Source organism: Micromonospora sp. NPDC047557 (genome assembly GCF_043205095.1).
GTDB lineage: Bacteria > Actinomycetota > Actinomycetes > Mycobacteriales > Micromonosporaceae > Micromonospora.
The window spans coordinates 348138-374010 of sequence record NZ_JBIDDK010000004.1 but is presented as its reverse complement, the minus strand read 5'-3'; the positions used below and the strand labels follow the sequence as shown (position 1 = coordinate 374010).

Sequence of the window (25873 nt, the reverse complement as noted above, 5' to 3'; positions counted from 1 at the left end):
GAATTACCCAATCGTCCGTATCTGGGCTGGCCTCGATTGGCGAGGCCCGGTCAGCCGGGCGGTGGGGTGTGCGGCTGCTCCGGCTGGCAGACCGGGCACCAGTAGGTGACCCGTTCGCCCAGCTCCTCCTTGCGGATGGCGGTGCCGCAGCGGCGGCACGGCTGGGCGCGGCGACCGTACACGTAGCTGGTCTGACCCCGGTGCAGCGAGCCGGTGGTGCTCTGCGTCCAGCGGCCCCGGTTGGCGGCCAGCAGCCGTTGGGCGAGCGCCACCGTGGCGGGCAGGTCCGGCACCGCGGCGACGGGCGTCCACGGCGACACGCCCCGCAGGAACAGCACCTCGCACTTGTAGAGGTTGCCCACCCCGGCCAGGTTGCGCTGGTCGAGCAGAGCCTCGCCGATGCTCTGCTCCGGGTGCGCGGCGAGCCGGTGCACCGCCTCGGCCGGGTCCCAGTCCGGGCCGAGCAGATCCGGCCCGAGGTGACCCACCAGGCCGTCCTCCTCGGCGGTCGGCACCAGGGCCAGCTCGTGCAGGTGGTAGCCGACCGCCACCGCGCCGGGGGTGCGCAGCACCACCCGGATCAGGTGCGCGGGCTGGCCGCTCCACCGTTCCCCCGGCGCGTACGCCCGCCAGGCGCCGTCCATCCGCAGGTGCGAGTGCAGCGTCCACCGCGCGTCGTCCGGGGCGGTGAGGCGCAGCAGCAGGTGCTTGCCCCGGCTGGCCGACTCGCGGACGGTCCACCCGGTGAGGTCGGTGGTGGCCAGCTGCGGCACCCGGAAGTCGGACCCGGTGAGCCGCGCGCCGGCCAGCGCGCGGTGCAGCACGCGGGCGGTGTTCCAGACGGTGTCACCTTCGGGCACCCTGCCATCCTCCCTCTTTCGAGCAAGATTCGCATGTGTCGCTATTTGTAGCCAGGTTCCTCATGATCTCCCGACATGCGAGGGTCAGGGAGTTCTGAGGAGAATGCCCATGACGCGACCTCATTGTCGTATCCGACCCGCCACCCTCACCGCCACCCTCGCCCTCGCGCTCACCGCCGCCGTCGCGCCCCCCACCAGCATTTTCCCGACCGCCGTCCCCGCAACCGGCACGTCGCTCACCCTGACCGCCGCCGCGCCCGGTGCCCAGCGGTGGAGCGCCGACCTGTCGATCGTCGACCGTGACGACGTCAACGTCCGGCGTACCGCCGCCGGGCTGCGGCTGCGCGAGGCGCGCACGGCCGGGCGCAGCCCGCGTAGCCCGCACAGCGCGGTCGCCGAGGGCATGCTGCTGACCGCGCCGCGCACCCTCGCCCGACCGGCCACCCGGGTCCGCGCCGAGATCAGCGCCGACGTCCCCGCCGGCGCCAGCGTGGAGGCGCAGGTCCGCGGTTGGCGGGTCAGCGGCTGGACCGAATGGCGGTCCGCGACCGCCGGCATGGTCTTCGACCGACCGGTCCGCCGGGTGCAGACCCGGGTGGTGCTGACCGCGCGGGCCGGCGGCGCCACCGCGACGGTACGCGGCGTCCAGCTCACCGCCGACGCGACCGCAGCCGTCTCCGCCGCCACGCCCGGCCTCACCTACCGGGTGTACGCCACCCGGATCGGGCTGGTCGGCGAACTGACCGCCAACGGCCGCACCATCGCGCCGCGCGACCACTTCGCGGCGCTACCGTCGCGCCGGAGCCTCTCCCCGCTCAACAGCGGCGACTACACCGTGCGGGTCTGCACCACCACGGGCGCCCGCTGCGAGTACGCCCCGGTCTGGGACGTCGGGCCGTGGAACACCCGCGACGACTACTGGAACCCGTCCGCCGTGCGGGAGAACTGGAAGAACCTGCCGCAGGGCCGGCCCGAGGCGCAGGCGGCCTACCAGTCCGGCTACAACGGTGGGCGGGACCAGTTCGGGCGTACGGTGCTCAACCCGGCCGGCATCGACCTGGCCGACGGCACCTTCATCGACGGCCTGCGGCTCACCACCAACGCCTGGGTGGACGTCGCCTACCTGTGGACCGGCGGCGGGCCGCGCGGCGTCGTCGGTGCCGGGCCGCTCAACATCCGCAGCGGGCCCAGCACGTCGTACGCGGCCCGTGGCTTCGCCGCGCGGTTCGCCAACGTGCCGATCCAGTGCTACGTCACCGGTCAGTCGGTCGCCGGCCCGTACCGCACCACCACCAGATGGAACCGCCTGGCCACCGGGCAGTACGTCAGCCACGCGTACATCTCCGCCGTCTACGGCGGCGGCGTGCCGGTCTGCTGAGTCGGCCCCGCCTCGGCGCGCGTCGTCAGGGACGCTCGTCGGGGCGGGCGGGGCGCACCATGTCCTGGTAACGCGGGTGGCTCGCCCCGTACACGGCGTAGTTGAGCCGGGCGTGCGACAGGCTCAGGTCGCCGTTCGCGCCGCCGCGCACCGCGTCGGCGTCGGCGTCGCTCTGACCGTCGTCGGTCCAGAAGCAGACCGGGCAGGTCCCGCCGCCGGTCCGAGAGGCACAACAGGGACAGCCCACGGGAACTACGTGTTCACCCACCGGGGCAGCATTCCATAGTCGAATGTCACCCGGCCACCCGCAGGAGGTCGCCCGGACGCACCCCGAGGACGTCCACCGCTCGGCCGCCGTTGACCGCCACCGCCACCAGATCGGCCGAATCGACGTACACCACCAGGCTGCCCTCCGGTGCGTCGCCGAACGTCCGTCCGCGCACCGCCGCGCGGGCCGGTGCGGGCCCCGGCGGGCCCACCCGGACGGTGGCCGGGAGCGGGCCGAGCGCCTCGGCCGGTGCGGCCAGTTGGACGTTTCCGAAGTGGTCGACGATCAGCACCTCGGCGGTGAAGCCCTCGGCGTCGCGGGCCACGACCGGCGGCGGCAGCCGGACCAGCCCGTCCGGGTCGACCGCCGGACCCGCCTCGGCCAGCGGCGCGCCGAGCGCCAGCCGTGCCGCTACCGGGGCGAAGACGTCCCGGCCGTGGAACGTGCCGGACACCCGGGCCGCCAGCCAGCGCGGCTCGGTCAGCTCCACCGCGGCGGTCACCCCGCCGAGCGCGGCGGCGGCGTCCGGCAGCAGCCCGTTGTCCGGGCCGACCAGCAACCCACCCGGGGTGGCCAGCGCGACGCCCCGCCGGGCGGTGCCCACCCCCGGGTCGACCACCGCCACGTGCACGCCCACCGGCAGGTACGGCACCGTCTGCGCCAGCACGGCGGCACCGCGCCGGATGTCCGCCGGCGGCACCAGATGGGTCACGTCGATGACCCGGACGGCCGGCGCAATCCGGGCGATCACCCCGTGGCAGGCGGCCACGAAACCGTCGGTGAGGCCGTAGTCGGTGGTCAACGAGACCCAGGGCGTGACAGCCATGCCGGCAGGTTAACCGTCGACGTCGGTCCACGGTTCCACCAGTGGGATCTCCGGCTTGAGCCGACGGGCGCGTCGGTGCCCGCCGGAGCGTACCCGGGCCGTGCGGTCGATCGCCGGTGGCGGATATGGGACAGCGCGGTGGCTGACCGGCCACTGCCGCCGTCGGGCGTGGCCCGGCAGACTGCCCTGGTGACACATCGGAGCCTGCCCGCCGTCGGGATCCTTCTGGTCGCCGTCGCGCTGACCGCTGGCTGCGGCAGTGACGACAACAGCCCTCGGGCGGCCCCGCCGGCGTCGCCCGTCGCGACCCCGGCGGCGAGCGACCTCGCGAGCGCGCCGACGCCGTCGGTGGTCCCGTCCGGTTCGGCCGATGTCGTCGTGCCGCCGGGTCGCCCCGCCCAGCCGACCCCGCCGCCCGCCGTGCCGCCCGTGCCGCCGCAGGGGCCGGTCGAACGCCGGCCGGCCAGCCCGCCGCCGGTGGTGCTGCCCCCGCGTCCGGCCGGTGCGCCCGGTGCCCGCCAGGTGGTCGACGCCTTCAAGGCCGCCGGTCTGCGAGTGACGCACCCGAAAGACCGTTCCGTCGACTGTGGACCGGACGGTCTCGGCCTGGGCTGTTCCGAGATCGTCGCCACCGACGGCGTGACGGTCTACGTGTTCCCCGACGAGACCAGCGCCGGCGACATTGCCGAGACGTGGGGCGGCCAGTCGTACCGGCGCGGCGCCGTGGTGCTCAACTACCTCGAGGCGAAGACCCCGGCGGCCGACCGACTTCGCTACGAGAAGATCCTCAACAGCATCCGCTGACACCTCGCGCCGGCCACCAGCCTCGGCTGACACCGCCGACCGCCGACCGCTACCGCCTTGGCGTCGGTGGCCGGGGCATGTCTGTCTCGTCAGCGATATGACTGTGAGTCATAAATATGACTCACAGTCATATCGCTCGACGGAGGATTGGCTAGCGGTGGGCCGGTGGCCCTGGCGGGCCAAGTGGGCCGGGTGGCCCAAGTGGGCCAGGTGGCCGCCGCGCTGGCGTCGCGCGGTCTGATCAGCCGCGCAGGCGCAGGCCGCGCGGGGTGGCCCGGAAGCCGGCGGCGGTCAGCGCGTCACTCAACGGCGACGAGTGCACCGCCTCGCCGTCGGCCCGCTCCACCGACATGGCACCCAACGCTCCGGAGTGGACAGCGTCGGCGAGCGCCTTGCCGGCCGCCGCGAGTGTGTCGGCGTCGTCGGTGAAGGAGAGCAGGGTCCGGCCGCCGCGTTCCACGTACAGCACCAGGTCACCGGCGACCTGCACCACCAGCGCGCCGGCCTTGCGACCGGCCCGGTGCCCGGTCGCGGGGGCGGCCCCGTCGCCGGAGTCGACGACGCGTTCCGGCCAGGGCAGCGCCGCGCCGTACGGGTTGGCGGGGTCGGTGGCCGCGAGGACCGTGGTCGGCCCGCTCCGGCCGCGCGCGCCGTCGGCCGGGTCGGCCAGCGCGCGGAGCCGGTCTACCGCGCCGGGCACCGCGAACTGCGCTGCGCCGAGGCCCTCGACGAAGTAGCCCCGGCGGGCCGCGCCGCGCTCCTCCAGCGCCGACAGCACCGGGTAGACGGCGGAGAACCCGCCGACCACCTGCTCGGCCATCACCGCGCCCCGGGTGACCACGCCGTGCCGTTCCAGCAGTACGTCGGCGAGGGCGGCGGCCCGCCTGGTCGGGTCGAGGTCCCGCTCGGGAAGACGCGACCAGCGGCCGGCGACGGTCGGTGGGCCGCTCCGGGTGGGCAGCGCCACCCGGCCGGGCCGCCGGTAGCGGGTGCGCGGCGCGGAGGGCCGCGACCGGTGCGCACCACCGGCGCCGAGCACCGCCCGCAGCGGGGCGAGGGTGTCGTTGGTGAGGTGGCCTGCCCAGACCAGATCCCAGATCACCCCGGTCAGCGCGGTGTCGTCGGTGGAGCCGACCCGGTCGGCCAGCGCGCGAAAGAACAGCGCCTGGCCGTCGCCGAGCGCGTCGAGCACCGCGTCGTGCAGCGGGGTACGGGTCAGCGCCTCGTCGGGCGGCGGGAGCAGCAGCGGCGCGGCGTCCGCGTACGCCAGGGTGACCCAGCCGTCGCCCCCGGAGATCGCCCCGGACCCGGCCCAGAGCACCTCACCGCTGGCGCACAGCTCGTCGAGATGGGCGGGGGAGTAGTCGGCGACCCGGCCGGGCAGCACCAGCCGCTCCAGCGCGGACGCCGGCACCGCCGCGCCCTGCAACTGCTCCACCGAGGCGGCGAGCGCCTCCACACCTCGGGCGGACGAGCCGACCTGCTGCCAGCGCGGCAGGAACGTGGCGAGCGCCCGGGGCGGCACCGGCTCGATCTCCCGCCGCAGCGCAGCGAGCGAACGGCGGCGCAGCATCCGCAGCACCTCGGCGTCGCACCACTGGGCGCCGGCGGTGTCGGGTGTGAACTCCCCGGAGACGACGCGGCCGGTGGCGGCGAGGCGGCGCAGCGCCTGCTCGACGACGAACACCCCGAGCCCGAAGCGCGCCGCGCAGCTCGCGGCGGAGAACGGCCCGTGGGTGCGGGCGTAGCGGGCCACCAGGTCACCCAGCGGGTCAGCCACCGGGGCGAGGTACGCCTCGGCCACCCCGACCGGCAGCGCCACGCCGAGGGCGTCGCGCAGCCGGGCGGCGTCCTCGATGCCCACCCAGCGCTGCTCGCCAGCGATGCGGACCCGCAGCACCCGGCGGGTGGCCTCCAACTCGGTCAGCCAGCCCTCCGGTACGCCCCGCTCGGTCACCTCGGCGTCGCTCAGGTCGCCGAGCACCCGCAGCAGCTCGACCACGTCCTCCGCGTCGCGCGGGCGGCGCTGGTCGGTCAGCCAGCGCAATTGCCGATCGGTCTCGGCGAGCACCGCCGGATCCAGCAGTTCGCGCAGGTCGACCCGGCCGAGCAGCTCGCCGAGGAGGGTGGAATCCAGCGCGAGGGCGGCGGCCCGGCGCTCGGCGAGCGGGGCGTCGCCCTCGTAGAGGAACGCGCCGACGTAGCCGAAGAGCAGCGACCGGGCGAACGGGGACGGCGCGCTGGTCTCCACCTCGACCAGGCGGACCTTGCGGGCCGCCAGGTCGCGCATGAGCCCGGCCAGCGCCGGCTGGTCGAAGACGTCCTGGAGGCACTCTCGGGCGGCCTCCAGGGTGACCGGAAAGTCGGCGTACTCGCGGGCGACGTCGAGTAGTTGCGCGGCGCGTTGCCGCTGCTGCCAGAGCGGCTGGCGGCGGCGCGGGTCGCGGCGGGGCAGCAGCAGCGAGCGGGCGGCGCACTCCCGGAAACGGGCGGCGAAGAGCGCGGACGTGCCGACCGACTCCTCCACGAGCTGGGCGATCTCGTCGGGTTCGAAGACCACCACGTCGGCGCCGGGTGGCTCGTCGGCGGTGTCGGGCAGGCGCACCACGATCCCGTCGTCCGACGGCATCACCTGAGCGTCCACCCCGTACCGCTCGGCCAGCCGGCGGCCCACGGCGAGGGCCCACGGCCCGTTGACCCGCGCGCCGAGCACGCTGTGCACGGCCAGTCGCCAGTCGCCCAGCTCGTCGCGGAACCGCTCGACCACAATGGTGCGGTCATCGGGCAGCGAGCGGGTGGCCTCGCGCTGGTCGCGCAGGTAGGCCATCAGGTTGGCGGCGGCCCAGTCGTCCAGCCCGCCGTCGCGCAGCGCGGTCAGCGCCGCCTCGTCGCTCAACCGCAGCAGGGTGCGCACCCGGGCGCCGATGGCCCGACCCAGCTCGACCGGGCGGCCCAGCTGGTCGCCCTTCCAGAACGGCATCCGGGCGGCCTGACCGGGCGCGGGGGAGACCAGCACCCGGTCTGGCGTGATCTCCTCGATGCGCCAGGACGAGGAGCCGAGCAGGAAGACGTCGCCGACCCGCGACTCGTAGACCATCTCCTCGTCCAGCTCGCCGACCCGGGCAGCCCGCTCGGCGCCGGCCAGGAAGACCCCGAACAGACCCCGGTCGGGGATGGTGCCGCCGCTGGTCACCGCGAGGCGCTGCGCGCCGGGGCGGCCGGTGAGCAGGTCGCTGGCCCGGTCCCAGACCAGCCGGGGGCGCAGCTCGGCGAACGCGGTGGACGGGTAGCGGCCGGAGAGCATGTCCAGTACGGCGTGCAGCGCGGAGTCGGGCAGCTCGTGAAAGGGCGCGGCCCGGCGGACCAGCACGGCCAGGTCGCCGACCCGCCACGGCTCCAGAGAAACCATCGCGACGATCTGCTGGGCCAGCACGTCCAGCGGGTTGCGCGGGTAGTGCAGCTCCTCGATCGCGCCGTCGGTCATCCGCTCCGCGACGACCGCGCAGGACAGCAGGTCGCCACGGTGCTTGGGGAAGACCACCCCGCGCGAGACCGCGCCCACCTGGTGCCCGGCCCGGCCGACGCGTTGCAGGCCGGCAGCGACGCTCGGTGGGGCCTCGATCTGCACCACCAGGTCGACCGCGCCCATGTCGATGCCCAGCTCCAGGCTGGAGGTGGCCACCACCGCCGGGAGCTGGCCGGACTTGAGCGCCTCCTCGATGTGCTTGCGCTCCTCGCGCGAGACGCTGCCGTGGTGCGCGCGGGCGATCACCGGCGCGGCGCCGGTGGCCGCGCCGGACTGGGCCATCACCTCGGCCGGCGCGCGATTGCGGACCGGACCGGGCGCCGAGCCGCCGCTGGCCGGCGCGCGATTGCGGACCGGACCGGGCGCCGAGCCGCCGTTGGCCGGCGCGCGATTGCGGACCGGACCGGGCGCCGAGCCGCCGTTGGCCGCCGGCTCGTCGCCCACCGACAACCCATCCGGTACGTCGATCGCGCCCACGGCCGACGCGGAGGCGATCGCGGCGGAGGCGACCTCCTCGGCGGCCAGCTCGTTGAGCCGGGCGCACAGGCGCTCGGCGCTGCGGCGGGAGTTGGTGAAGACGATGGTGGAGCGGTGCTGACCGATGAGCGTGAAGACCCGCTCCTCGACGGCCGGCCAGATCGAGGCACGGCGTGGCCCGGGACCGCCGAGGGAATCCTCCGGCGGCTGTTCCTGCTCGTCGAGGCGGGTCATGTCCTCCACGGGGACCTGCACGCTGACCTCGATGGTCTTTGCCGTGGCCGGCTGCACGACGTCGACCGGCCGGGCGCCGCCGAGGAACCGGGCGCAGGCGTCGATCGGCCGGACGGTGGCGGAGAGGCCGATCCGTTGTGCCGGCGTGGGCAGCAGCTCGTCCAGGCGTTCCAGCGAGAGAGCGAGGTGGGCGCCGCGCTTGCTGCCGGCCACCGCGTGCACCTCGTCGACGATCACCGTCTGGACGCCGCGCAGTGAGTCCCGAGCGGCGGAGGTGAGCAGCAGGAACAGGGACTCGGGCGTGGTGATGAGGATGTCCGGTGGGGTGCGGGCGAAGGCCCGTCGCTCGTCGGCCGGTGTGTCGCCGGTGCGCATGCCGACGGTGATGTCCGGCGGCGTCACGCCGAGCCGGGTCGCCGCCTGCCGGATGCCGGCCAGCGGGGCGCGCAGGTTGCGCTCCACGTCGACGGCGAGAGCCTTGAGCGGGCTGACGTAGAGCACCCGGCACCGCTGCCGTGCTTCGGCCGGTGCGGGCTCGCGGGCCAGCCGGTCCAGCGACCAGAGGAAGGCGGCGAGCGTCTTGCCGGAGCCGGTGGGCGCCACGACGAGGGCGTTGCGGCCGGCGGCCACGGATCGCCAAGCGCCGGTCTGGGCGGCGGTGGGCGCGGCGAAGGCGGCGTCGAACCAGGCGCGGGTGGCGGGACCGAACCCGTCCAGCACCTCGCCCTTGCCCGCGTCTGCCCCGCTCACCGGTCCATCGTGCCCCGCAGGTACGACAACGACGAGCGCCCCACGAGGGATCGTGCCGCCCTGTATGGAAATTGCGTGTGATGCGCCATTAATACGTTAAGTCTCACTTAACTGCTTGCTTGTAAGGAGCAACATAAAGTAACTTCACCCGCAACGCGAACCGGGTGGAGGGGATCGGATGGCCGGCGAGCCGCGACACGTCGAACCCGGCACCGATGTGCTGATCCGCAAGGTCGACAGTCACCTCGCCACGCTCCGCGGCGGCCTGCACGGGCCCGAGCTGGAGCTCGCCGAACGCCTCGCCCGTTGCCTGCGCGAGATGGTCGTCTCCACCGCCCAGGCCAGCGCCGCCGACCGGGGGCAGGTCCGCGTCGCCGTGCACTATTTCGTGCTCCGCCGGGAGAGCCGCGGCCGACTGCTCTCGATGCGGTCCCTCGCTGTCGCGGAGCGGGTCGTCGCGAAGGTCGCCCGCCAGCTCGGCCGCGTCGATCTGCTGAGCGAGCTGCACCTGGAGAGCTCGGACCTCGACGACGAGCTGACCGTCGGCGACGCCCTGCTGCGCTGACCGACGACCGCCGACCGCACACCAGGGCCCATAGCGGGCTGATTCCGGCAAAACCGCCCGAAGGGCGGAGAACTGGCGTTCGATCGCTGCTAGGCGCCACCGCTGTACGGGCGTCGGCCACCTCGATCGGGAGTGCGGGTGCTGGTACTGCTCATCCTCCACCTCGTGGCGGCCCTCGCCGCGCCGCTGCTCGTCCGATGGTGGGGTCCGCGCGCGTGCTATCCGCTGGCGCTCGCGCCGGCCGCCGCGTTCGGCTGGGCGCTGGCCCGCACCCCGGCCGTCGCTCACGGCGGCGCGGTGGTCGAGACGTACCCGTGGATCGGGCAGTTGGACCTCGACATCGCGCTGCGCCTCACCACGCTGTCCTGGCTCCTGACCCTGTTGATCGGCGGAGTCGGCGCGCTGGTGCTGGTCTACAGCGCCCGGTACTTCGACGCGGACGCGCCCGGGATGGCGCAGTTCACCGCCGCCCTGGTCGCCTTCGCCGGCGCGATGCTCGTCCTGGTCTTCGCCGACGACCTGCTGCTGCTCTACGTCGGCTGGGAGCTGACGACGATCTTCTCGTACCTGCTGATCGGGCACAGCACCGAACGCCGGTCCAGCCGGTGGGCGGCGGCGCAGGCGTTGACCGTCACCACGGCGGGCGGGCTGGCCATGCTGGTCGGGTTCATCCTGCTCGGCGAGCACGCCGGCAGCTACCGCTGGTCGGAGATCGCCACCCACCCGCTGCCCGGCGGCGGCTACCTGATCACGGCGGTGCTGCTGATCCTGGCCGGGGCCCTGTCCAAGTCGGCGGTGCTGCCGTTCAGCTCCTGGCTGCCGGTCGCGATGGCGGCGCCCACCCCGGTCAGCGCGTACCTGCACGCCGCCGCCATGGTCAAGGCGGGCGTCTACCTGGTCGGGCTGCTCGCGCCGGTGCTCGCCACGGTCGGCCCGTGGCGGCCCGTGGTGCTCGTCGCCGGCGTGGCCACCATGCTCGTCGGCGGCTGGGCGGCGCTGCGGCAGACCGACCTGAAGCTGTTGTTGGCGTACGGGACGGTCAGCCAGTTGGGCCTGCTGGTCGCGGTGACGGGCGCGGGCACCCCGGACGCCGCGCTGGCCGCCACGGCGATGTTGCTGGCGCACGCCCTGTTCAAGGCGGCGCTGTTCCTGGTCGTCGGCGTCATCGACCACGGCGCCGGCACCCGCGACCTGCGCGAGTTGTCCGGGCTGCGGCGCTGGTCGCGGCCGTTGTTCGCGGTCGCGGTGCTGGCGGCGGCGTCGATGGCCGGCGTACCGCCGCTGGTCGGGTTCGTCGCCAAGGAGGCGGTCTTCGCGGCGTTCACCGACGACCCGGTGCTCCTCACCGGGCTGGTCGCCGGGACGGTGCTCACCGTCGCGTACAGCGCCCGCTTCCTCTGGGGCGCGTTCGCCGACCGGCCGGGCGTCGAACCGGTCGAGCCGGAGCCGATCGCGGCGTCGATGCTGATCCCCCCGGCCGTACTCGCCGTCGTCGGGCTGCTCGCCGGCCCCGCCGCCGGCGTGCTGGACGGCCTGCTCAGCCCGTACGCCGAACTCCTCGGCGCGGTCGACGGGCACCTGACGCTCTGGCCCGGGCCGACCGCGGCGCTCGGTCTGTCCGTGCTGGCGCTCGCCGGCGGCGGCCTGCTCTTCGCGCTACGCGGACCGCTCGCCCCGGTTTTGGCCCGGCTCCGCGCGCCGGTCAACGGCAATCAGGGGTACGAGTGGACCGTCGGCCGGTTCGACCGCCTCGCCATCGAGGTAACCGGCGCGACCCAGCGGGGCTCCCTGCCGCAGTACCTGGGGATCATCCTGGTCACCCTCGTGCTGCTGCCCGGTGGGGCGATGCTCGCCGCCGGGCCGTGGCGGGCCGGGCTTCCGCTCTGGGACAACCCGCTGCAACCGGTGGTCGTGGTGGTGATCACGGTGGCCGCGCTGCTCGCGGTCGGTGCTCGCCGGCGGTTGACCGCGATGCTGCTGGTGGGGATGACCGGCTACGGCACCGCAATGCTGTTCATCCTGCACGGCGCACCGGATCTCGCGCTCACGCAGTTCCTGGTGGAGACCGCGACCATCGCCGTGTTCGTGCTGGTGCTGCGCCGCCTGCCGGAGCGTTTCTCGGCCCGTCCGCTGCGCCGCAGCCGATGGGCCCGCCGGGTGATCGGCGTGGCGACGGGCGTGGCGGCGGGCGGGCTCGCCCTCGTCGCGGCCGGGGCCCGTCGCGCACCGGACATCTCCGCCGTCTTCCCGGACCTGGCGGTGGGCGAGGGGTACGGCCGCAACGTGGTCAACGTGACCCTTGTCGACATCCGGGCCTGGGACACCATGGGGGAGGTGGCGGTGCTGGTGGTGGCCGCCACCGGGGTGGCCAGCCTGATCTTCGAGAGATCCCGTACCGGGCCGCGACCGCGCCGGCCGGAGTCGGCCGATCGAGCGGCCCGGTCCGACCGGCCGGTCTGGTTGCGGGGCGGCCCGACCCTCTACGAGGAGCAGCGTTCGCTCGTGCTGGAGGTGGTCACCCGGCTGATCTTCCACACGGTGGTGCTGTTCTCGCTGTTCCTGCTCTTCTCCGGGCACAACGCGCCGGGCGGCGGGTTCTCGGGCGGACTGGTGGCGGGGCTCGCGCTGGCGGTCCGCTACCTGGCCGGGGGCCGGTACGAGCTGACCGAGGCCGCCCCGGTGGGCGCCGGCCTGATCCTCGGCGCGGGACTGGCCGTGGCGGTGGGCTCCGGCGCGGTGGCGCTGGCCGCCGGCGGGTCGGTGCTGGAGAGCGCCAAGCTCGACCTGTCCCTGCCGCTGATCGGCGACGCCCACCTCGTCACCTCGCTGTTCTTCGACATCGGCGTGTACCTGATCGTGATCGGGCTGATGCTGGACATCCTGCGCAGCCTCGGCGCCGAGGTGGACCGGCACATCGAGGCCACCGGCACGGCGAGAAGCGGTCTGGCCGTCGACAAGGGCGGCCGGACATGACGGCGAGTGGCCCCGGACCCACGATGGTGCTGGTGCTCGCCGTCGCGGTGCTGGTCGGGTGCGGGGTGATCCTGCTGCTGGAGCGCAGCCTCACCCGGATCCTGCTCGGCGTGATCCTGCTCGGCAACGGGGTCAACCTGCTGATCCTGCTGGGCGGCCGGTCCGGTGGCGCGCCGGTCGTGGGCACCGGGCCGGTGGAGGAGATGAGTGATCCGCTGCCACAGGCGATGGTGCTGACGGCCATCGTGATCACGTTCGGGTTCACCGCGTTCCTGCTCGCCGTCGCGTACCGGAGCTGGTATCTCACGGGCGACGACGAGGTGCCCGACGACCTGGAGGACCGCCAGATCATCCGCCGTGCCGGGCGCAACGAGGTGGGGGCCGTCGACCGCGGCGGCGAGGGCCCGGACGCCGACCCGGAGCAGGTCGATCCCGAGCCGGCCCGCCGACGGCTCCGGCGGGGCAGAGGGGACGGGGCGCGGTGAGCGGGGCGCGGGGGACGTGGTGAGCCGGCTCCTGCCGCTGCCGGTGGTGGTGCCGCTGCTCGGCGCGGCGCTGACCCTGCTGCTGGCCACCCGGCCCCGGGTGCAGCGGGCGGTCAGCGTGCTCTGCCTGACCGTCACGTTCACCGTCGCGGTGGTGCTGCTGGTGCAGGCGTACCGGCACGGGCCGGTGGTGCTCGCGATCGGCGGGTGGCCGCCACCGGTCGGCATCGTGCTGGTGGCCGACCAGTTGGCCGCGCTGATGCTTGTGGTGTCCTCGGCGGTGACCCTCTGCGTGCTGCTGTACTCGATCGGCCAGGGCCGCAGCGAGACCAGCGAGAGCGCGCCGGTGGTCATCTTCCACCCGACGTACCTGGTGCTCACCGCGGGCGTCACCAACGCGTTCCTGGCGGGCGACCTGTTCAACCTGTTCGTCGGCTTCGAGATCCTGTTGGCGGCCAGCTTCGTGCTGATCACGCTGGGCGGCACCGAGACGCGGATCCGCACCGGGTCGACGTACGTGGTGGTCAGCATCCTCTCCTCGATGATCTTCCTGGCCGCGGTGGGGCTGGTGTACGCAGCCACCGGCACGCTCAACCTGGCGCAGCTCGCCCAGCGCCTCGACGACCTGCCGGACAACGTCCGGTTGACCCTGCAACTGATGCTGCTGCTCGCGTTCGCGATCAAGGCGGCGGTCTTCCCGCTGTCGGCCTGGCTGCCGGACAGCTATCCCACGGCCCCGGCCCCGGTCACCGCCGTGTTCGCGGGGCTGCTCACCAAGGTCGGCGTGTACGCGATCATCCGTACCGAGACGTTGCTGTTTCCGGGTGGTCAGGTCGACGGTCTGCTCATGGTCGTCGCCGGGCTGACCATGCTGGTCGGCATCCTCGGCGCGGTGGCGCAGTCGGACATGAAGCGGCTCTTCTCGTTCACCCTGGTCAGCCACATCGGCTACATGATCTTCGGGGTGGCGTTGAGCACCGCCGCCGGTCTCGCCGGCGCGATCTTCTACGTGGTGCACCACATCACCATCCAGACCACGCTGTTCCTGGTGGCCGGCCTGGTCGAGGAGCGGGCCGGCAGCACCGACCTGCGCCGTCTCGGCGGCCTGGCCCGAATGGCGCCCCTGCTCGGCGTCCTCTTCTTCGTTCCGGCGATGAATCTCGCCGGGGTGCCGCCGTTCTCCGGGTTCCTCGGCAAGCTCGGCCTGCTCCAGGCCGGTGTGGCGGCCGGCGGGGCGCTGCCCGCGACGCTGGTGGCGGCCGGCACGCTGACCAGCCTGCTGACCCTGTACGTGGCCTCCCGGGTGTGGAACATCGCGTTCTGGCGGGCGCCCCGCACCGTTTCCAGCGAGCCCACCGTCCGGCTGCCCAGTGTGATGGTCGGCGCGACCGCGGCCCTGGTCGCGTTGGGGTTGACGCTCACCGTGCTGGCCGGCCCGCTCTTCGACGTCACCGCCGACGCGGCCACCGACCTGCTCTTGCGTACGCCGTACGTGCGGGCCGTCCTGCCCGGTGTCGTGCCGTGACCGGGTCGCGTGCCACGACCCCGACGGGCGCGACCCCGCCGGTGCGGAGCCGGTTCGGGCGTTGGCGGGACCAGGCGTTGGCGCTCGGCTGGCTGGTGCTCGTCTGGAACCTGCTCTGGGGTTCGATCAACTTCGCCAACATCATCGGTGGCCTGCTGGTGGGCGGCGCGGTCCTGGTGTTCTTTCCGCTGCCGGCGGTCAGCTTCGGCGGCCGGCTGCGGCCCGGTGCCCTGGTGGCGTTCGCGGGCCGGTTCGTCGTCGAACTCGTCAGCGCGAGCCTGCACGTCGCCCGGATCGCCGTGCAACCCGGCTACCGCCCGCGCGGGGCGATCATCGCCGTGGCGCTGCGGGTTCCCACCGACCTGAATTTGGCGCTCACCGCCGAGGCGGTCTCGCTGGTGCCGGGCACGCTGATCCTCGAGGTGGACCGGGAGTCGGCGACGCTCTACCTGCACGTGCTGGACACCCACGGGCCGGCGGACCTGGCCCTCTCCCGGGAACGCACCCTCGACGTCGAACGACGGATCGTCCGGGCGGTGGGCAGCGCCGCCGAACTGCGCCGCGTCGAGCCCCATCCCGCCGAGAAGGGAAACTCCCAATGATCACGTTCCTGGCCGTCGTCCTCACCGCCCTGCTCTCGGTGACCGCGCTGCTCGCGCTGATCCGGCTCTACCGGGGCCCCTCGCTGCTGGACCGGGTGATCGCGGCGGACATGCTGCTCGCCACCATGGTCGGCGCGGTGGGCGCGGAGGCGGCGGTCAACCGGCACGCCACCACGCTGCCCGTGCTGGTGGTGCTCTCCCTGCTCGGTTTCGTCGGCTCGGTGTCCCTGGTCCGCTTCGCCGTCCGGGAGCAGGTGTGATGTCGGGAACAGCAGTGGTCACGACGGCGGCCGACTGGCTCGGCGCCGCCTGCCTGGTGGCCGGCGCGCTGCTCGCCCTGTCCGCCGCGATAGGTGTGCTGCGCTTCCCGGACGCCCTGTCCCGGATGCACGCGGCCACCAAACCCCAGGTGCTGGGGGTGCTCCTGCTGCTGCTCGGCATCATGCTGCGGCTGCGGTCCGCGGCCGACGTCGGCACGATCCTGCTGGTGGCGGTCTTCCAGTTGGCCACCGCGCCGGTCGCGGCACAGATGATCGGCCGGGCCGCGTACCGGTCCGGCCGGCTCGACCGCGGCCTGCTCGACGCCGACGAGTTGGCCGAGCGCCCGACGGGCGGCGGCCCCGGCGACGGCCGCGCCCAGCCGGGGTGAACCGGACGATCGACGCCTTCGGCCCACCCCCAGCGGAGTCCCAGGCAACGCCGATAAACTAGCGGCATGATCGACTCTTCTGCCCAGGAGGGCAGCAGTAGCCAGCCGGGTCGTGCCCGGCATATTCCCGTCCCGACGGCCCCGGGAGCCCTGAGCGACCCGTGCTGATCGTCGTCGGCCTTCTCTTGATCATCGTGCTCACCGCCGCCACCGGTTACTTCGTGGCGCAGGAGTTCGGCTACGTCGCCGTGGACCGGGGCAAGCTGCGCCAGCTCGCCGACGACGGCGACCAGGCCGCCGCCCGGGCCCTCACCGTCACCAGCCGGCTCTCCTTCGTGCTCTCCGGCGCGCAACTCGGCATCACCGTCACCGCCCTGCTGGTCGGCTACGTCGCCGAGCCGTACCTCGGCGGCGGCCTCGCCGACCTGTTCGGCGTCGCCGGTCTCCGCGAGTCGGTAAGCCTGCCGCTGTCGGTGGCGCTGGCCCTGGTCATCGCCACAGTGGTGCAGATGGTCCTCGGCGAGCTGGCCCCGAAGAACCTCGCCATCGCCCGAGCCGAGTCACTCGCCCGGGCGCTGAGCCGATCCACCCTCCTCTACCTGGCCATGGCCGGGCCGGTGATCCGGCTCTTCGACCGCGCGTCGATACGCCTGCTGCGCCGGGTCGGCATCGAGCCGATCGAGGAGCTGCCCAGCGGCGCCACCCCCGCCGACCTGGAACAGATCATCGCCGAGTCCCGCGAGGAGGGCAGCCTGGACGCCGAGATGTCCACGCTGCTCGACCGCGGGCTCGACTTCCGCGAGCTGACCGCCGGCGAGGCCATGGTGCCGCGCGTCGACGTGCACACCGTCCGGGCACACGAGCCGGTGAGCCGGGTGGTCGAGCTGCTGGACACCGGCCACTCCCGCTTCCCGGTACGGGGTGCCGAGGGCGTCGACGACCTGATCGGCATCGTCGGGATCGCCGACGTGCTCGGCGTACCGCCGGGGCAGCGGGCCACCACCCCGGTGAGCGCGGTGGCGGGGCCGCCGCTGCTCGTGCCGGAGACCCTGCCCCTGCCCACGGTGCTGGACCGCCTGCGGTCCGGGCACCGGCAGATGGCCTGCGTGGTGGACGAGTACGGCGGCTTCGCCGGCGTGATCACGCTGGAGGACATCGCGGAGGAGCTGGTCGGCCCGATCCGGGACGAGGACGACCCGCCGGAGCGCGCCCCCGCGCGGCAGGACGACGGCTCGTGGGTGGTGCCGGCCCGCTGGCGGATCGACGAGGTCGCCGACAGCACCGGCATCGCGCTGCCCGAAGCCCCGGAGTACGACACGCTGTCCGGGCTGGTCATGCGCGAGCTGGGCCGGGTGCCGGAGGTCGGCGACCGGCTGGAGATCAGCCTGCTGCCCGAGGGTGCCGAGGTCGACGACGGTGAGGCGGAGCCTCGGGCCCTGGTCGAGGTGCTCGCCGTGGACCGGCACGTCGCCGACTCGGTACGGCTGCAACTGAGCACGCCGGGGGTGACCGCGTGAGCCCCGGCATCGCATTGTTCAGCTCGGGGGTCCTGCTGGCGCTGAACGGGTTCTTCGTGGCCGCCGAGTTCGCCCTGGTGGCCAGCAAGCGGTACCGGCTGGAGCAGGCGGCGGCCAGCGGCGGCCGGGCGGCCCGGGCCGCGCTGGACGGTGTCCGCGAGCTGTCGCTGATGCTGGCCGGGGCACAGCTGGGCATCACGCTGTGCACCCTGGGGCTCGGCGCGCTGGCCGAACCGGCGATCGAGCACCTGATCAGCCCGCTGCTGCACGCGGTGGGGCTGCCCGACGCGGCCAGTCACGTGGTCGCCCTGGTCTTCGCCCTCGCTCTGGTGACCTTCCTGCACCTGGTGGTGGGGGAGATGGCGCCGAAGTCGTGGGCGATCACCGACGCCGAGCGTTCGGCGACGCTGCTCGCGCTTCCGTTCCGGGCCTTCGCCCGGGTGTCCCGGCCGGTGCTGTCGGCGTTGAACGCGCTGGCCAACGCGATCCTGCGCCTGGTCGGGGTCAACCAGCAGGATCAGCTCGCCCAGGTGCACGGCCCGGACGAGCTGCGGCTGCTGTTGGAGCAGTCCCGCGAGCACGGGTTGCTCGGCGCCGAGCAGCACCAACTGCTCACCAGCATGCTGGAGTTGCAGGGCACGTCGGTGGCGCAGGTGATGGAGCCGTTCGCCACCATGGTCACCGTCCGGCGCGACGACCCGGCCGAGCGGATCGAGCAGGTCAGCCGGGACAGCGGCCGGTCGCGGCTGGCGGTCCTGGACTCCAGCGGCGACGTCTGTGGCCTGGTGCACGTCCGGGAGGCGGTACGGGTGGTCACCACCGGCCGGGCCGCCACCGCCGGGGAGTTGATGACGCCGGCGTTCACCCTCCCGGCGACATCCTCGGTCACCGAGGCGGTGGCCGCGATGCGCGCCCGGCAGTCCCAGCTCGCGCTGGTGCGCAACGGCGGTGGTCCGGCCCGTCCGATCGGCTTCGTCGCTCTGGAGGACCTGCTGGAGGAGGTCATCGGCGAGTTCGACGACGAGACCGACACGGTGCCGCGGGGCCGGCGCTTGCGGTGAGGCCCACACGGCGGCGGGTCGGCGCGTCGGCATCCGGTCGAGACGGCGGGCGTGAGGTGACCGCGACCGGGTAGGCGCGGTCGGTCCGGGGCCAGGGGGGCCTCGTCCCGCGAGGGGGCGCGCGGTGCGGTTGACGGGGGTGTCTCGGGACTCCGGCTGGACCGGGCTGTCCGTGCGGACCACGCTGCCGAACCCGAGCACCCGTCCGGGCCTGCGTCTGCCGGGGCGGGTGACCCTCGCCGCCGGTCCGGACGACGTGCTCGTACGCCACATCCGGCTCGGCCTGGTCACCACGGTCGAGCCGGACGACCCGGACGCGCCCCGGCGCCTCGTGCAGTTCTTCTCGCTGCCGATCGCCGGGCGGTTCGTGGTGCCGGCGGGTCGCCGGCGGGCGGTCGACTTCGCGTTGCCGTTGCCGTGGGAGATCCCGGTGACCACGTTCGGCGGGGTGCCGTTGCTGAGCCTGCGGATGGGTCTGCGGACCGAGGTGTCCGTCGACCCGGATCTGGACCAGGGGGCCATGGTGCCGGTCCTCGTGCACCCGATCCCCACCCAGCAGCACATCCTGGCGGCGCTGGCCACGCTCGGCTTCATGATCCGCCAATCCGGGTTGCAGGAGGGCGGGCTGCCAGGGGTGGAGCACACCCTGCCGCTGCACCAGCGGTGGGGCTACTGGGTGGGCCCGCTCTACGCCGGCCCGATCACCGAGCTGGAGCTGATCTTCGTGACGAACTCGGCGGGCCTGGAGGTGATCATGTGGATGGACCGTCGGCTGGCGCTGGCCGGGATCACCCACCAGAGCATCAGCCGGTTCCGGATCTGGCACGCGGACGCCGGGCAGCGGGACTGGGTCGCCACCGTGGACGGCTGGCTACGTCAGGCGATCAACCGGCACGCCGCGGCTGCCGCGCACGCCGACTGGTCCGCCACCATCAGCCGGTCCGCCCATGTCAGCCGCCACCCCGACCAGCCGATCAAACCCGGTTACGGGCTGGGCGGCACGGCCGGAAGCGGAGGCGTGGGAGGCGGCTCCGGCGGCGGCGACGGCACCTGAGGGGGGTTTAGGGCGTGTGTCAAAGCCCCTGGCCGGCCTGCGGCGGGCCCAGACGACGGCCGGCGGCGTTGGAGATTGGCTCGGTTACAACACCGGTATCCGAGCCAATCTCCGCCTTGCCGGACCGCCGCCTGGACTCCGCCTCGGCTCGACCGAGGGCTTTGACACACGCCCTAGCCGGCGCTGGCGGTGGCGAGCTTGAGGCTGAAGGCGAGGAAGAGGGCTGCCACGGCGGTGGTGCCGCCCACGGCGAGGCGACGCCGTTGGCGGAACTGGGCGGCCAGGAACGTGCCCGCGAAGATCAGCGCGGTCAGGTAGAGCGCGCTGGTGACCTGGGCGATCAGGCCGAGCAGCAGGAACGACAGCGCCGGCCAGGCGTAGTCCGGATCGACGAACTGGATGAAGAACGAGATGAAGAACAGGATCGCCTTCGGGTTCAGCAGGCTGATCACCAGCGCCTTGCGGAACGGGCTGCGCATCTGCGCCGGTTCCGCGGCGTCGATGAGCCGCGGCGTGTCCGGGTCGTTGCGGTCGCGCCAGCGCCGCCAGGCGCCGCGCAGCATGGTCACCCCGACATAACCGAGGTACGCGGCACCGGCGTACTTGATCACCAGGAACAGCGGCGGGTACGCCTTGAGCAGCGACGCCACCCCGGCGGCGGAGAGGATCATCAGGACCCCGTCGCCGACGAACACCCCGCCCGCGGCCCGGTAGCCGGCGCCCACACCCCGTTTGGCGGCGGTGGACAGCACGAAGAGCGAGTTCGGTCCGGGTAGCAGGATGATGGCAACGGTGCCCAGCACGTACGTCCAGATGTCGGTGATCCCCAGCACGCCCGCCATCATCACGCCACCGACGCCGTCCGCAGAAGTCTTTCCCGCAGCCTGGCCTGTGCGTTAGGCCACTCGTCGACGGTCATCGCGTACTGCACGGTGTCCCGCCACGAGCCGTCCGGACGCTGGCAGTGCATCCGCAGCACCCCCTCCCGGGTGGCGCCGAGTCGTTCGATGGCCGCCTGCGAGCGGACGTTGCGGATGTCGGTGTGCCAGACGACCCGCACCGCGCCCAGGTCGTCGAAGGCCCGGCCGAGCAGCAGCAGCTTGGCCTCGGTGTTGATCCCGGTACGCCACCACGGCCGGCCGAGGAAGGTGTGCCCGATCGCCACCGACAGTCGTTCCGGGTTGATCTCGTAGTAGGACGTGGTGCCGACCACCGCCCCGGTCCTCGCGCAGCGCTGCACCCAGGGCGCCCGCTCGCCGCGTTGCCGGGCGGCCAGCGCCGCGGCGACCACCTCGGCGGTCCCGGCCGGCTCGGTGGGCCGGGTGACGGTGAGGTGCCGCCAGACGTCGTCGTCGGCGGTGGCGCTGTGCAGGTCGTCGGCGTGCGCCAGGTCCAGCGGCTCCAGCAGGACGTGTTCGCCGCGCAGTGACACCGGGTCGTGCCAGGGCGTGCGGGCCGTCCGCAGGTACGCCGGCAGGGGCGCGGTGACCCCGGCGGCGGGTTGCGGCAGGCCGGCGGTCAGCCGCAACGGCAGTACGCCGGCCCAGTGCGGCAGGTGCAGGTCGGCCTCGTCCTCGCGGACCCCGCCGGTGCGGGACCGGACGGACACCTCCCGCAGCGGCAACGCCAGCACGGCGGTCTCGGCCAGCTCGCGGCGGTTCGGCGGGCGGCTGTCCGTGCTGCGTCCCGCGCCCACCTTGTCGACAAGCGCGGTGAGCATGGCGCTCTTCTCCTGCTCGTCGGTGACCAGCCGGGCGGTGCCGAGCGCGACCACCGAGCGGTAGTTGGCGCTGTGGTGGAACTGCGAGCGGGCGTAGACCAGAGCGTCGAGCAGGGTCACCGTGACGCAGACGGGCAGCCCGTCGCCCCGGGCGGCGAGCAGGGGCCGGCTGCCGGTGGACCCGTGCAGGTAGAGGGTGTCACCGATGCGGACGTGCAGGGTGGGCAGCACCCGGGGCTCGCCGTCGACGGTGAAGCCGAGCGCGCAGTGGTACGCCTCGTCGAGCACGGCGTGCGCCGCCTCCCGGTCGTAGCTCATCCGGTCGCGCGAGCGGGTGGGAGTGGTCCGGGCGGTGGGTGGATACATGCGCGCCCCTTTGTTCTAGTACAATCTCCTGTTTGTGTCAGCACGCTATCAGTTCAGCGGGACGACGGCCGTCGCGATTTCGGCCAGCATCGAGTCGGGCATCCGTACCGGCGCCCTGCCGCCCGGCGCCGCCCTGCCGCCGGTGCGGGCCCTCGCCGCCGAGCTGGGCGTCAGCCCGGCCACTGTCGCCCGCGCCTATCGGGAGCTGCGCCAACGCGGCGTGCTGGCCACCGCCGGCCGGCACGGCACCCGCGTCCGTCCGCGCCCACCGGTGGCCGCCCGCCGCTCCGCGCTACGCCCTGCACCGCTGCCGGACGCCCGCGACCTGTCCCGGGGCGAGCCCGACCCCCGACTGCTCCCCCCGATCGGCCCGCACCTGGCCGCGCTCGCCGCCGACGCGGGTCCTCCGGTCGGCTACTCGCAGGCCGGCGTACTCCCGGAGCTGGCCGAGGCCGCCCGCGCCCGGTTCAGCGCCGACGGCGTACCCGCCGGGGACCTCACCCTCACCGGTGGTGCGCTGGACGGCATCGAGCGGCTGCTCGGCGCCCACCTTCGGCCCGGTGACGCGGTGGCGGTGGAGGATCCGGGCTGGGCCAACCTGCTCGACCTGGTCGCCGCGCTCGGGCTGCGGCCGATCGGTGTGCCGCTGGACGACGAGGGTCCACTGGTGGCCGGGGTGGCAGCCGCGCTGACCGCCGGGGCGCGGGCGCTGGTGATCACCAGCCGGGCGCAGAACCCGACCGGCGCCGCCGTCTCCGCCGCCCGCGCCGAGGAGCTGCGCACTCTGCTCGCCGGCCGACGGGACCTGCTGCTCATCGAGGACGACCACGCCGCCGAGCTGGCCCGCGTACCCCTGCATTCGCTCGCCGGCGTGACCGGAAGCTGGGCCTTCGTGCGGTCGGTGAGCAAGCCGTTCGGCCCGGACCTGCGGCTGGCGGTGCTGGCCGGTGACGAGACCACCGTGGCCCGGGTGACCGGCCGGACGCGGGTCGGCGCCGGCTGGGTGTCCACCGTGCTGCAACGGCTGGTGCTCGCCCTCTGGGGGGACCCGGCGGTCGACGAGCTGGTGCGGCGAGCGGCGCAGAGCTACGACCTGCGGCGCGAGGGCCTCTTGGCCGCGCTCGCCGCGCACGGCCTGACCGCGCACGGCCGCAGCGGCATCAACGTCTGGCTGCCGGTGCCGGACGAGACGAGCGCGCTGACCGCGTTGCGGGACGCCGGCTGGGCGGTGGCGCCCGGCGCCCTGTACCGGATCGCCGCCCCGCCCGCCCTGCGCATCACCGTCAGTTCCCTGGATGTCGAGGAGCTGACTCCCCTGGCCGCCGCCCTGGCCCGCGCCATCCATCCCTCCCCTGCGGCGGGCTTCTCCACCTGACCTGCGAGCGCGACGCCCCCCTTCCGGGGATATCGGAAGAAAAGGCGGGATCGCGACGATTCGGAGCGAGTGGGGCGGGTATGCGGGCCGCCGGAGGTGCCTGATCATGGCTGCAGGTGGGAACCGCAAGGGGCTGTGGATCGCGATCGCGATCGCCATCATCGTGATCATCATTGTGCTGATCGCCATCGCGTCCGGTGGTGGCGGGGGCGGCAACGGCTACTGACGCGGCCGGGCCGCGCCCACCCCGGGGCGTACCCGGCAGGCGATAACGAACAGGTATATAACAGTCGGCATGGCCGAGCAGACCGACAGCGCTCCCGGCGCCCAGCGGTTCATCCCGCCCGACGCCGACACAATCGACGAGCTCCGCGCGGCATCGGGTGGTTGTCGGGGCTGCGAGCTGTACCGCGACGCCACCCAGACCGTCTTCGGCCGGGGGGACGAGAGCGCCCGCGTGGTCCTCGTCGGCGAGCAGCCCGGCGACATGGAGGACCAGAAGGGCCTGCCCTTCGTCGGCCCCGCCGGACGGCTGCTGCGCCGCGCCGTCGACGACGCCAAGCTGGACCCGACGCAGCTCTACCTCACGAACGCCGTCAAGCACTTTCGTTTTGCGGCGCGTGGCAAGCGGCGCATCCACCAGACCCCGGACCAGGTGCACATCACCGCGTGCCGGCCCTGGCTGGTGGCCGAGTTCGCCCGGCTGCGCCCGGAGATCGTCGTCGTGCTCGGCGCCACCGCCGCCAAGGCGCTGCTCGGCCCGTCCTTCCGGGTGACGAGACAGCGCGGCGAGCTGCTGCCCTGGCCCGCGTCCGCCCAGCACCCGCAGGACTTCACCCAGGTGCCGGTGGACAGCGCCGGGAAGCGGACCGACGCCCCGCCGGCCCGCCTGTTGGCGACGATCCACCCGTCTGCCGTGCTGCGCGCCGACGACCAGGACAAGGCGTACGAGGGCCTCGTCGCCGACCTCACCGTCGCCGCCCGCGCCCTCGCCGGATAGCGCGGCCGGTCCGCAGAGGCCGGTGTCGGAGTAGACCTCGACGTCGTAGAGCGGCTGCGCGTCGCGCCGGCCGTTCGTGACGCCCCCGAAGACCGGCTGCCGGCGGGCTGGAAGGCGATACCTACCGGAAACGGCGTTGCGTGATCCGCGTAACAGGTCCTCTGCAGACTCGCGTGAGTCGATCTTGTAGGGGAGGCGTTCATGAGCGATCAGACGCAGTCGACGGTGAGCCGGCGTGGATTCCTGCGCGCGGTCGGGGTCAGCGGCGGTGCCGGTGCGATGCTCGCCACGATGGGAGCCATGGGTCTCGCACCCAGCGCCGCCGCGTCGGTGACCCCGGCGTTCCGGGCGCCCGAGCGGTCCGACTTCACCCTGACCGGCCGGCCGGGGGCCAGCGTCGTCGTGCTCGGCGGTGGCATCGCGGGGCTCACCACCGCGTACGAGCTGGGCAAGGCGGGCTACCACTGCACGGTCCTGGAGGCGCGGCACCGCGTCGGCGGGCGGAACCTGACCATCCGTGGCGGCGACGTCGAGACCGACCTCGACGGGCACACCCAGCGGGCCGGCTTCTCCGACGGCGTCTACTTCAACGCCGGGCCGGGCCGGATCGCACAGTGGATGCTCACCATGGACTACTGCCGGGAACTCGGCGTACCCATCGAGGTGTTCACCAACCAGAACGCCGACGCCTGGATCTACAACGAGTCCGCCGGGATGACCGAGCCGATCCGGTACCGCACCGCCAAGGCCGACGTGTACGGCTACGTCTCGGAACTGCTCGCCAAGGCCACCGACCAGGGCGCGCTGGACGCGCGGCTCACCACCGAGGACCGGGACCGGCTGCTGTCGTTCCTGCAGGGCTTCGGCGCGATCGGCGGGCGGGCCAGCGACTGGGCGTACGCCGGGACCAACCGTCGCGGCTTCTCCGCGTACCCCGGCGCCGGCAACGACGTGGGGACGCTGCTCGGCGCGCCGCCGGCGCTCTCCGACGTCTTCGCCAGCAACGTGGGCCGGTACTTCTCCTTCGAGTTCGGCTACGACCAGGCGATGCTGATGTTCCAGCCGGTGGGCGGCATGGACCAGATCCCGCGTGCCCTCGCCAAGGCCGTGGGCGGGCACCGGATCCGACTCAACGCCGAGGTGACCGGGGTGACCGACCGGGGCAGCCGGGTCGAGGTGACCTATCGGCAGGGCGGCCGGGAGTCGCAGATCGCCGCCGACTACTGCGTGGCGGCGCTGCCGCCGCACCTGATGGCCCGGGTGCCCCACAACCTCGGCGCCGGGGTGACCGCCGCCCTGGCCGACTTCCCGGTCACCGCCGCCGGCAAGATCGGCCTGGAGTACCGCAGCCGCTGGTGGGAGACCGACCAGCGGATCTACGGCGGTATCACGGAGACCGACCTGGACCTGTCGCACATCTGGTACCCGTCCTACGGCTTCCACGGCAAGCGCGGCCTGGTCGTCGGCTACTACAACACCGGGGCGAACGCCAGGGCGTACAGCGGGCTCACTCCCGAGCAGCGCCGGGAGCGCGCGGTCAGCCAGGGGGTGAAGATCCATGGCGACAAGTACCGCAGCGAGCTGGTCACCTCGTACTCCCACGCCTGGGACCGGACCCGCTACATCGAGGGCGCCTGGACCTCGCCCCGCTACGGCACCGCCGGATACAACCTGCTGCTCCAGCCGGCCGGACGGGTCTACTTCGCCGGGGACTGGCTGAGCCACGAGGTGGCCTGGCAGCACGGGGCGTTCGTGGCGGCCCGTTCGGCGGTGTCGTCCCTGCACCAGCGGGTCATGGCCGGCTGACCGACGGGCCCTCGCCGCGAAGATCAACGCCGCGAAGATCCGCGCAACATCG

General features: G+C 73.7%; 21 protein-coding genes. 15 read left to right on the top strand and 6 right to left on the bottom strand.

Going from position 1 to position 25873, the window contains the following annotated elements:
* Positions 1 to 50: 50 nt before the first annotated feature.
* Positions 51 to 860: a DNA-formamidopyrimidine glycosylase family protein gene (locus tag ACGGAQ_RS14515; protein ID WP_393048657.1), complete on the bottom strand. Its 810-nt coding sequence runs from the start codon at positions 858 to 860 to the stop codon at positions 51 to 53.
* A 109-nt stretch (positions 861 to 969) separates the two neighbouring features.
* Here ACGGAQ_RS14515 and ACGGAQ_RS14510 point away from each other — a divergent pair, with 109 nt between their 5' ends.
* On the top strand, positions 970 to 2238 hold the full coding sequence (locus ACGGAQ_RS14510) for a hypothetical protein (protein WP_393048654.1): 1269 nt from the start codon (positions 970 to 972) through the stop codon (positions 2236 to 2238).
* Positions 2239 to 2263: 25 nt separating this feature from the next.
* Here the strand turns inward: ACGGAQ_RS14510 and ACGGAQ_RS14505 are convergent, their stop codons facing one another.
* Positions 2264 to 2506: a CPCC family cysteine-rich protein gene (locus tag ACGGAQ_RS14505; protein ID WP_039905669.1), complete on the bottom strand. Its 243-nt coding sequence runs from the start codon at positions 2504 to 2506 to the stop codon at positions 2264 to 2266.
* 25 nt (positions 2507 to 2531) lie between these two features.
* Positions 2532 to 3332, bottom strand: a complete 801-nt coding sequence (locus ACGGAQ_RS14500) for an S-adenosyl-l-methionine hydroxide adenosyltransferase family protein (RefSeq protein WP_393048651.1) — start codon at positions 3330 to 3332, stop codon at positions 2532 to 2534.
* 189 nt (positions 3333 to 3521) lie between these two features.
* Between ACGGAQ_RS14500 and ACGGAQ_RS14495 the strand changes: the two genes are divergently transcribed.
* Positions 3522 to 4136: a hypothetical protein gene (locus ACGGAQ_RS14495; RefSeq protein ID WP_393048648.1), complete on the top strand. Its 615-nt coding sequence runs from the start codon at positions 3522 to 3524 to the stop codon at positions 4134 to 4136.
* A gap of 241 nt (positions 4137 to 4377) precedes the next feature.
* Here the strand turns inward: ACGGAQ_RS14495 and ACGGAQ_RS14490 are convergent, their stop codons facing one another.
* Positions 4378 to 9123 (bottom strand): DEAD/DEAH box helicase, encoded by a 4746-nt coding sequence (locus ACGGAQ_RS14490; RefSeq protein WP_393048645.1) that lies wholly within the window; start codon positions 9121 to 9123, stop codon positions 4378 to 4380.
* A 178-nt stretch (positions 9124 to 9301) separates the two neighbouring features.
* Here ACGGAQ_RS14490 and ACGGAQ_RS14485 point away from each other — a divergent pair, with 178 nt between their 5' ends.
* The 10 genes from ACGGAQ_RS14485 to ACGGAQ_RS14440 all read left to right on the top strand — a co-directional run bounded on the left by ACGGAQ_RS14485 (position 9302) and on the right by ACGGAQ_RS14440 (position 19554).
* On the top strand, positions 9302 to 9688 hold the full coding sequence (locus ACGGAQ_RS14485; protein ID WP_393048642.1) for a hypothetical protein: 387 nt from the start codon (positions 9302 to 9304) through the stop codon (positions 9686 to 9688).
* A gap of 138 nt (positions 9689 to 9826) precedes the next feature.
* A complete protein-coding gene (locus tag ACGGAQ_RS14480) occupies positions 9827 to 12661 on the top strand; it encodes a Na+/H+ antiporter subunit A (RefSeq protein WP_393048639.1) in 2835 nt (944 codons plus the stop codon).
* A complete protein-coding gene (locus ACGGAQ_RS14475) occupies positions 12658 to 13146 on the top strand; it encodes a Na(+)/H(+) antiporter subunit C (protein WP_393048637.1) in 489 nt (162 codons plus the stop codon). Before ACGGAQ_RS14480 ends, ACGGAQ_RS14475 begins: the two co-directional genes overlap by 4 nt.
* 19 nt (positions 13147 to 13165) lie before the next feature.
* Positions 13166 to 14671: a Na+/H+ antiporter subunit D gene (locus ACGGAQ_RS14470; protein ID WP_393048634.1), complete on the top strand. Its 1506-nt coding sequence runs from the start codon at positions 13166 to 13168 to the stop codon at positions 14669 to 14671.
* Positions 14668 to 15273, top strand: coding sequence for a Na+/H+ antiporter subunit E (locus tag ACGGAQ_RS14465; protein WP_393048631.1), 606 nt, complete (start codon positions 14668 to 14670; stop codon positions 15271 to 15273). Before ACGGAQ_RS14470 ends, ACGGAQ_RS14465 begins: the two co-directional genes overlap by 4 nt.
* The gene (locus tag ACGGAQ_RS14460) at positions 15270 to 15533 is read left to right on the top strand and encodes a monovalent cation/H+ antiporter complex subunit F (protein ID WP_393048628.1); all 264 of its coding nucleotides are present in this window, start codon (positions 15270 to 15272) and stop codon (positions 15531 to 15533) included. Before ACGGAQ_RS14465 ends, ACGGAQ_RS14460 begins: the two co-directional genes overlap by 4 nt.
* The gene (gene mnhG, locus ACGGAQ_RS14455; protein WP_393048626.1) at positions 15533 to 15922 is read left to right on the top strand and encodes a monovalent cation/H(+) antiporter subunit G; all 390 of its coding nucleotides are present in this window, start codon (positions 15533 to 15535) and stop codon (positions 15920 to 15922) included. Before ACGGAQ_RS14460 ends, mnhG begins: the two co-directional genes overlap by 1 nt.
* Before the next feature lie 161 nt (positions 15923 to 16083).
* On the top strand, positions 16084 to 17439 hold the full coding sequence (locus ACGGAQ_RS14450; RefSeq protein WP_393048623.1) for a hemolysin family protein: 1356 nt from the start codon (positions 16084 to 16086) through the stop codon (positions 17437 to 17439).
* Entirely contained in the window at positions 17436 to 18500 is a 1065-nt protein-coding gene (locus tag ACGGAQ_RS14445; protein WP_393048620.1) for a hemolysin family protein, read from the top strand. The genes ACGGAQ_RS14450 and ACGGAQ_RS14445 overlap by 4 nt, the downstream gene beginning before the upstream one ends.
* A 124-nt stretch (positions 18501 to 18624) precedes the next feature.
* Entirely contained in the window at positions 18625 to 19554 is a 930-nt protein-coding gene (locus tag ACGGAQ_RS14440; protein ID WP_393048617.1) for a sporulation protein, read from the top strand.
* 173 nt (positions 19555 to 19727) lie between these two features.
* On the opposite strand, the gene leuE is transcribed toward ACGGAQ_RS14440, so the two are convergent.
* Positions 19728 to 20399 carry a leucine efflux protein LeuE gene (gene leuE / locus ACGGAQ_RS14435; RefSeq protein WP_393048614.1) on the bottom strand — a complete coding sequence of 224 codons (672 nt, stop codon included), beginning with the start codon at positions 20397 to 20399 and terminating at the stop codon, positions 19728 to 19730.
* On the bottom strand, positions 20399 to 21640 hold the full coding sequence (locus ACGGAQ_RS14430) for a bifunctional pyridoxamine 5'-phosphate oxidase family protein/GNAT family N-acetyltransferase (protein WP_393048611.1): 1242 nt from the start codon (positions 21638 to 21640) through the stop codon (positions 20399 to 20401). Before ACGGAQ_RS14430 ends, leuE begins: the two co-directional genes overlap by 1 nt.
* Before the next feature lie 34 nt (positions 21641 to 21674).
* Here ACGGAQ_RS14430 and ACGGAQ_RS14425 point away from each other — a divergent pair, with 34 nt between their 5' ends.
* The 3 genes from ACGGAQ_RS14425 to ACGGAQ_RS14415 all read left to right on the top strand — a co-directional run bounded on the left by ACGGAQ_RS14425 (position 21675) and on the right by ACGGAQ_RS14415 (position 25821).
* Positions 21675 to 23015 carry an aminotransferase class I/II-fold pyridoxal phosphate-dependent enzyme gene (locus ACGGAQ_RS14425; RefSeq protein ID WP_393048608.1) on the top strand — a complete coding sequence of 447 codons (1341 nt, stop codon included), beginning with the start codon at positions 21675 to 21677 and terminating at the stop codon, positions 23013 to 23015.
* A 295-nt stretch (positions 23016 to 23310) separates the two neighbouring features.
* Positions 23311 to 24015, top strand: coding sequence for a UdgX family uracil-DNA binding protein (locus ACGGAQ_RS14420; protein ID WP_393048605.1), 705 nt, complete (start codon positions 23311 to 23313; stop codon positions 24013 to 24015).
* A gap of 201 nt (positions 24016 to 24216) precedes the next feature.
* Positions 24217 to 25821, top strand: coding sequence for an FAD-dependent oxidoreductase (locus ACGGAQ_RS14415; protein ID WP_393048603.1), 1605 nt, complete (start codon positions 24217 to 24219; stop codon positions 25819 to 25821).
* Positions 25822 to 25873: the final 52 nt, after the last annotated feature.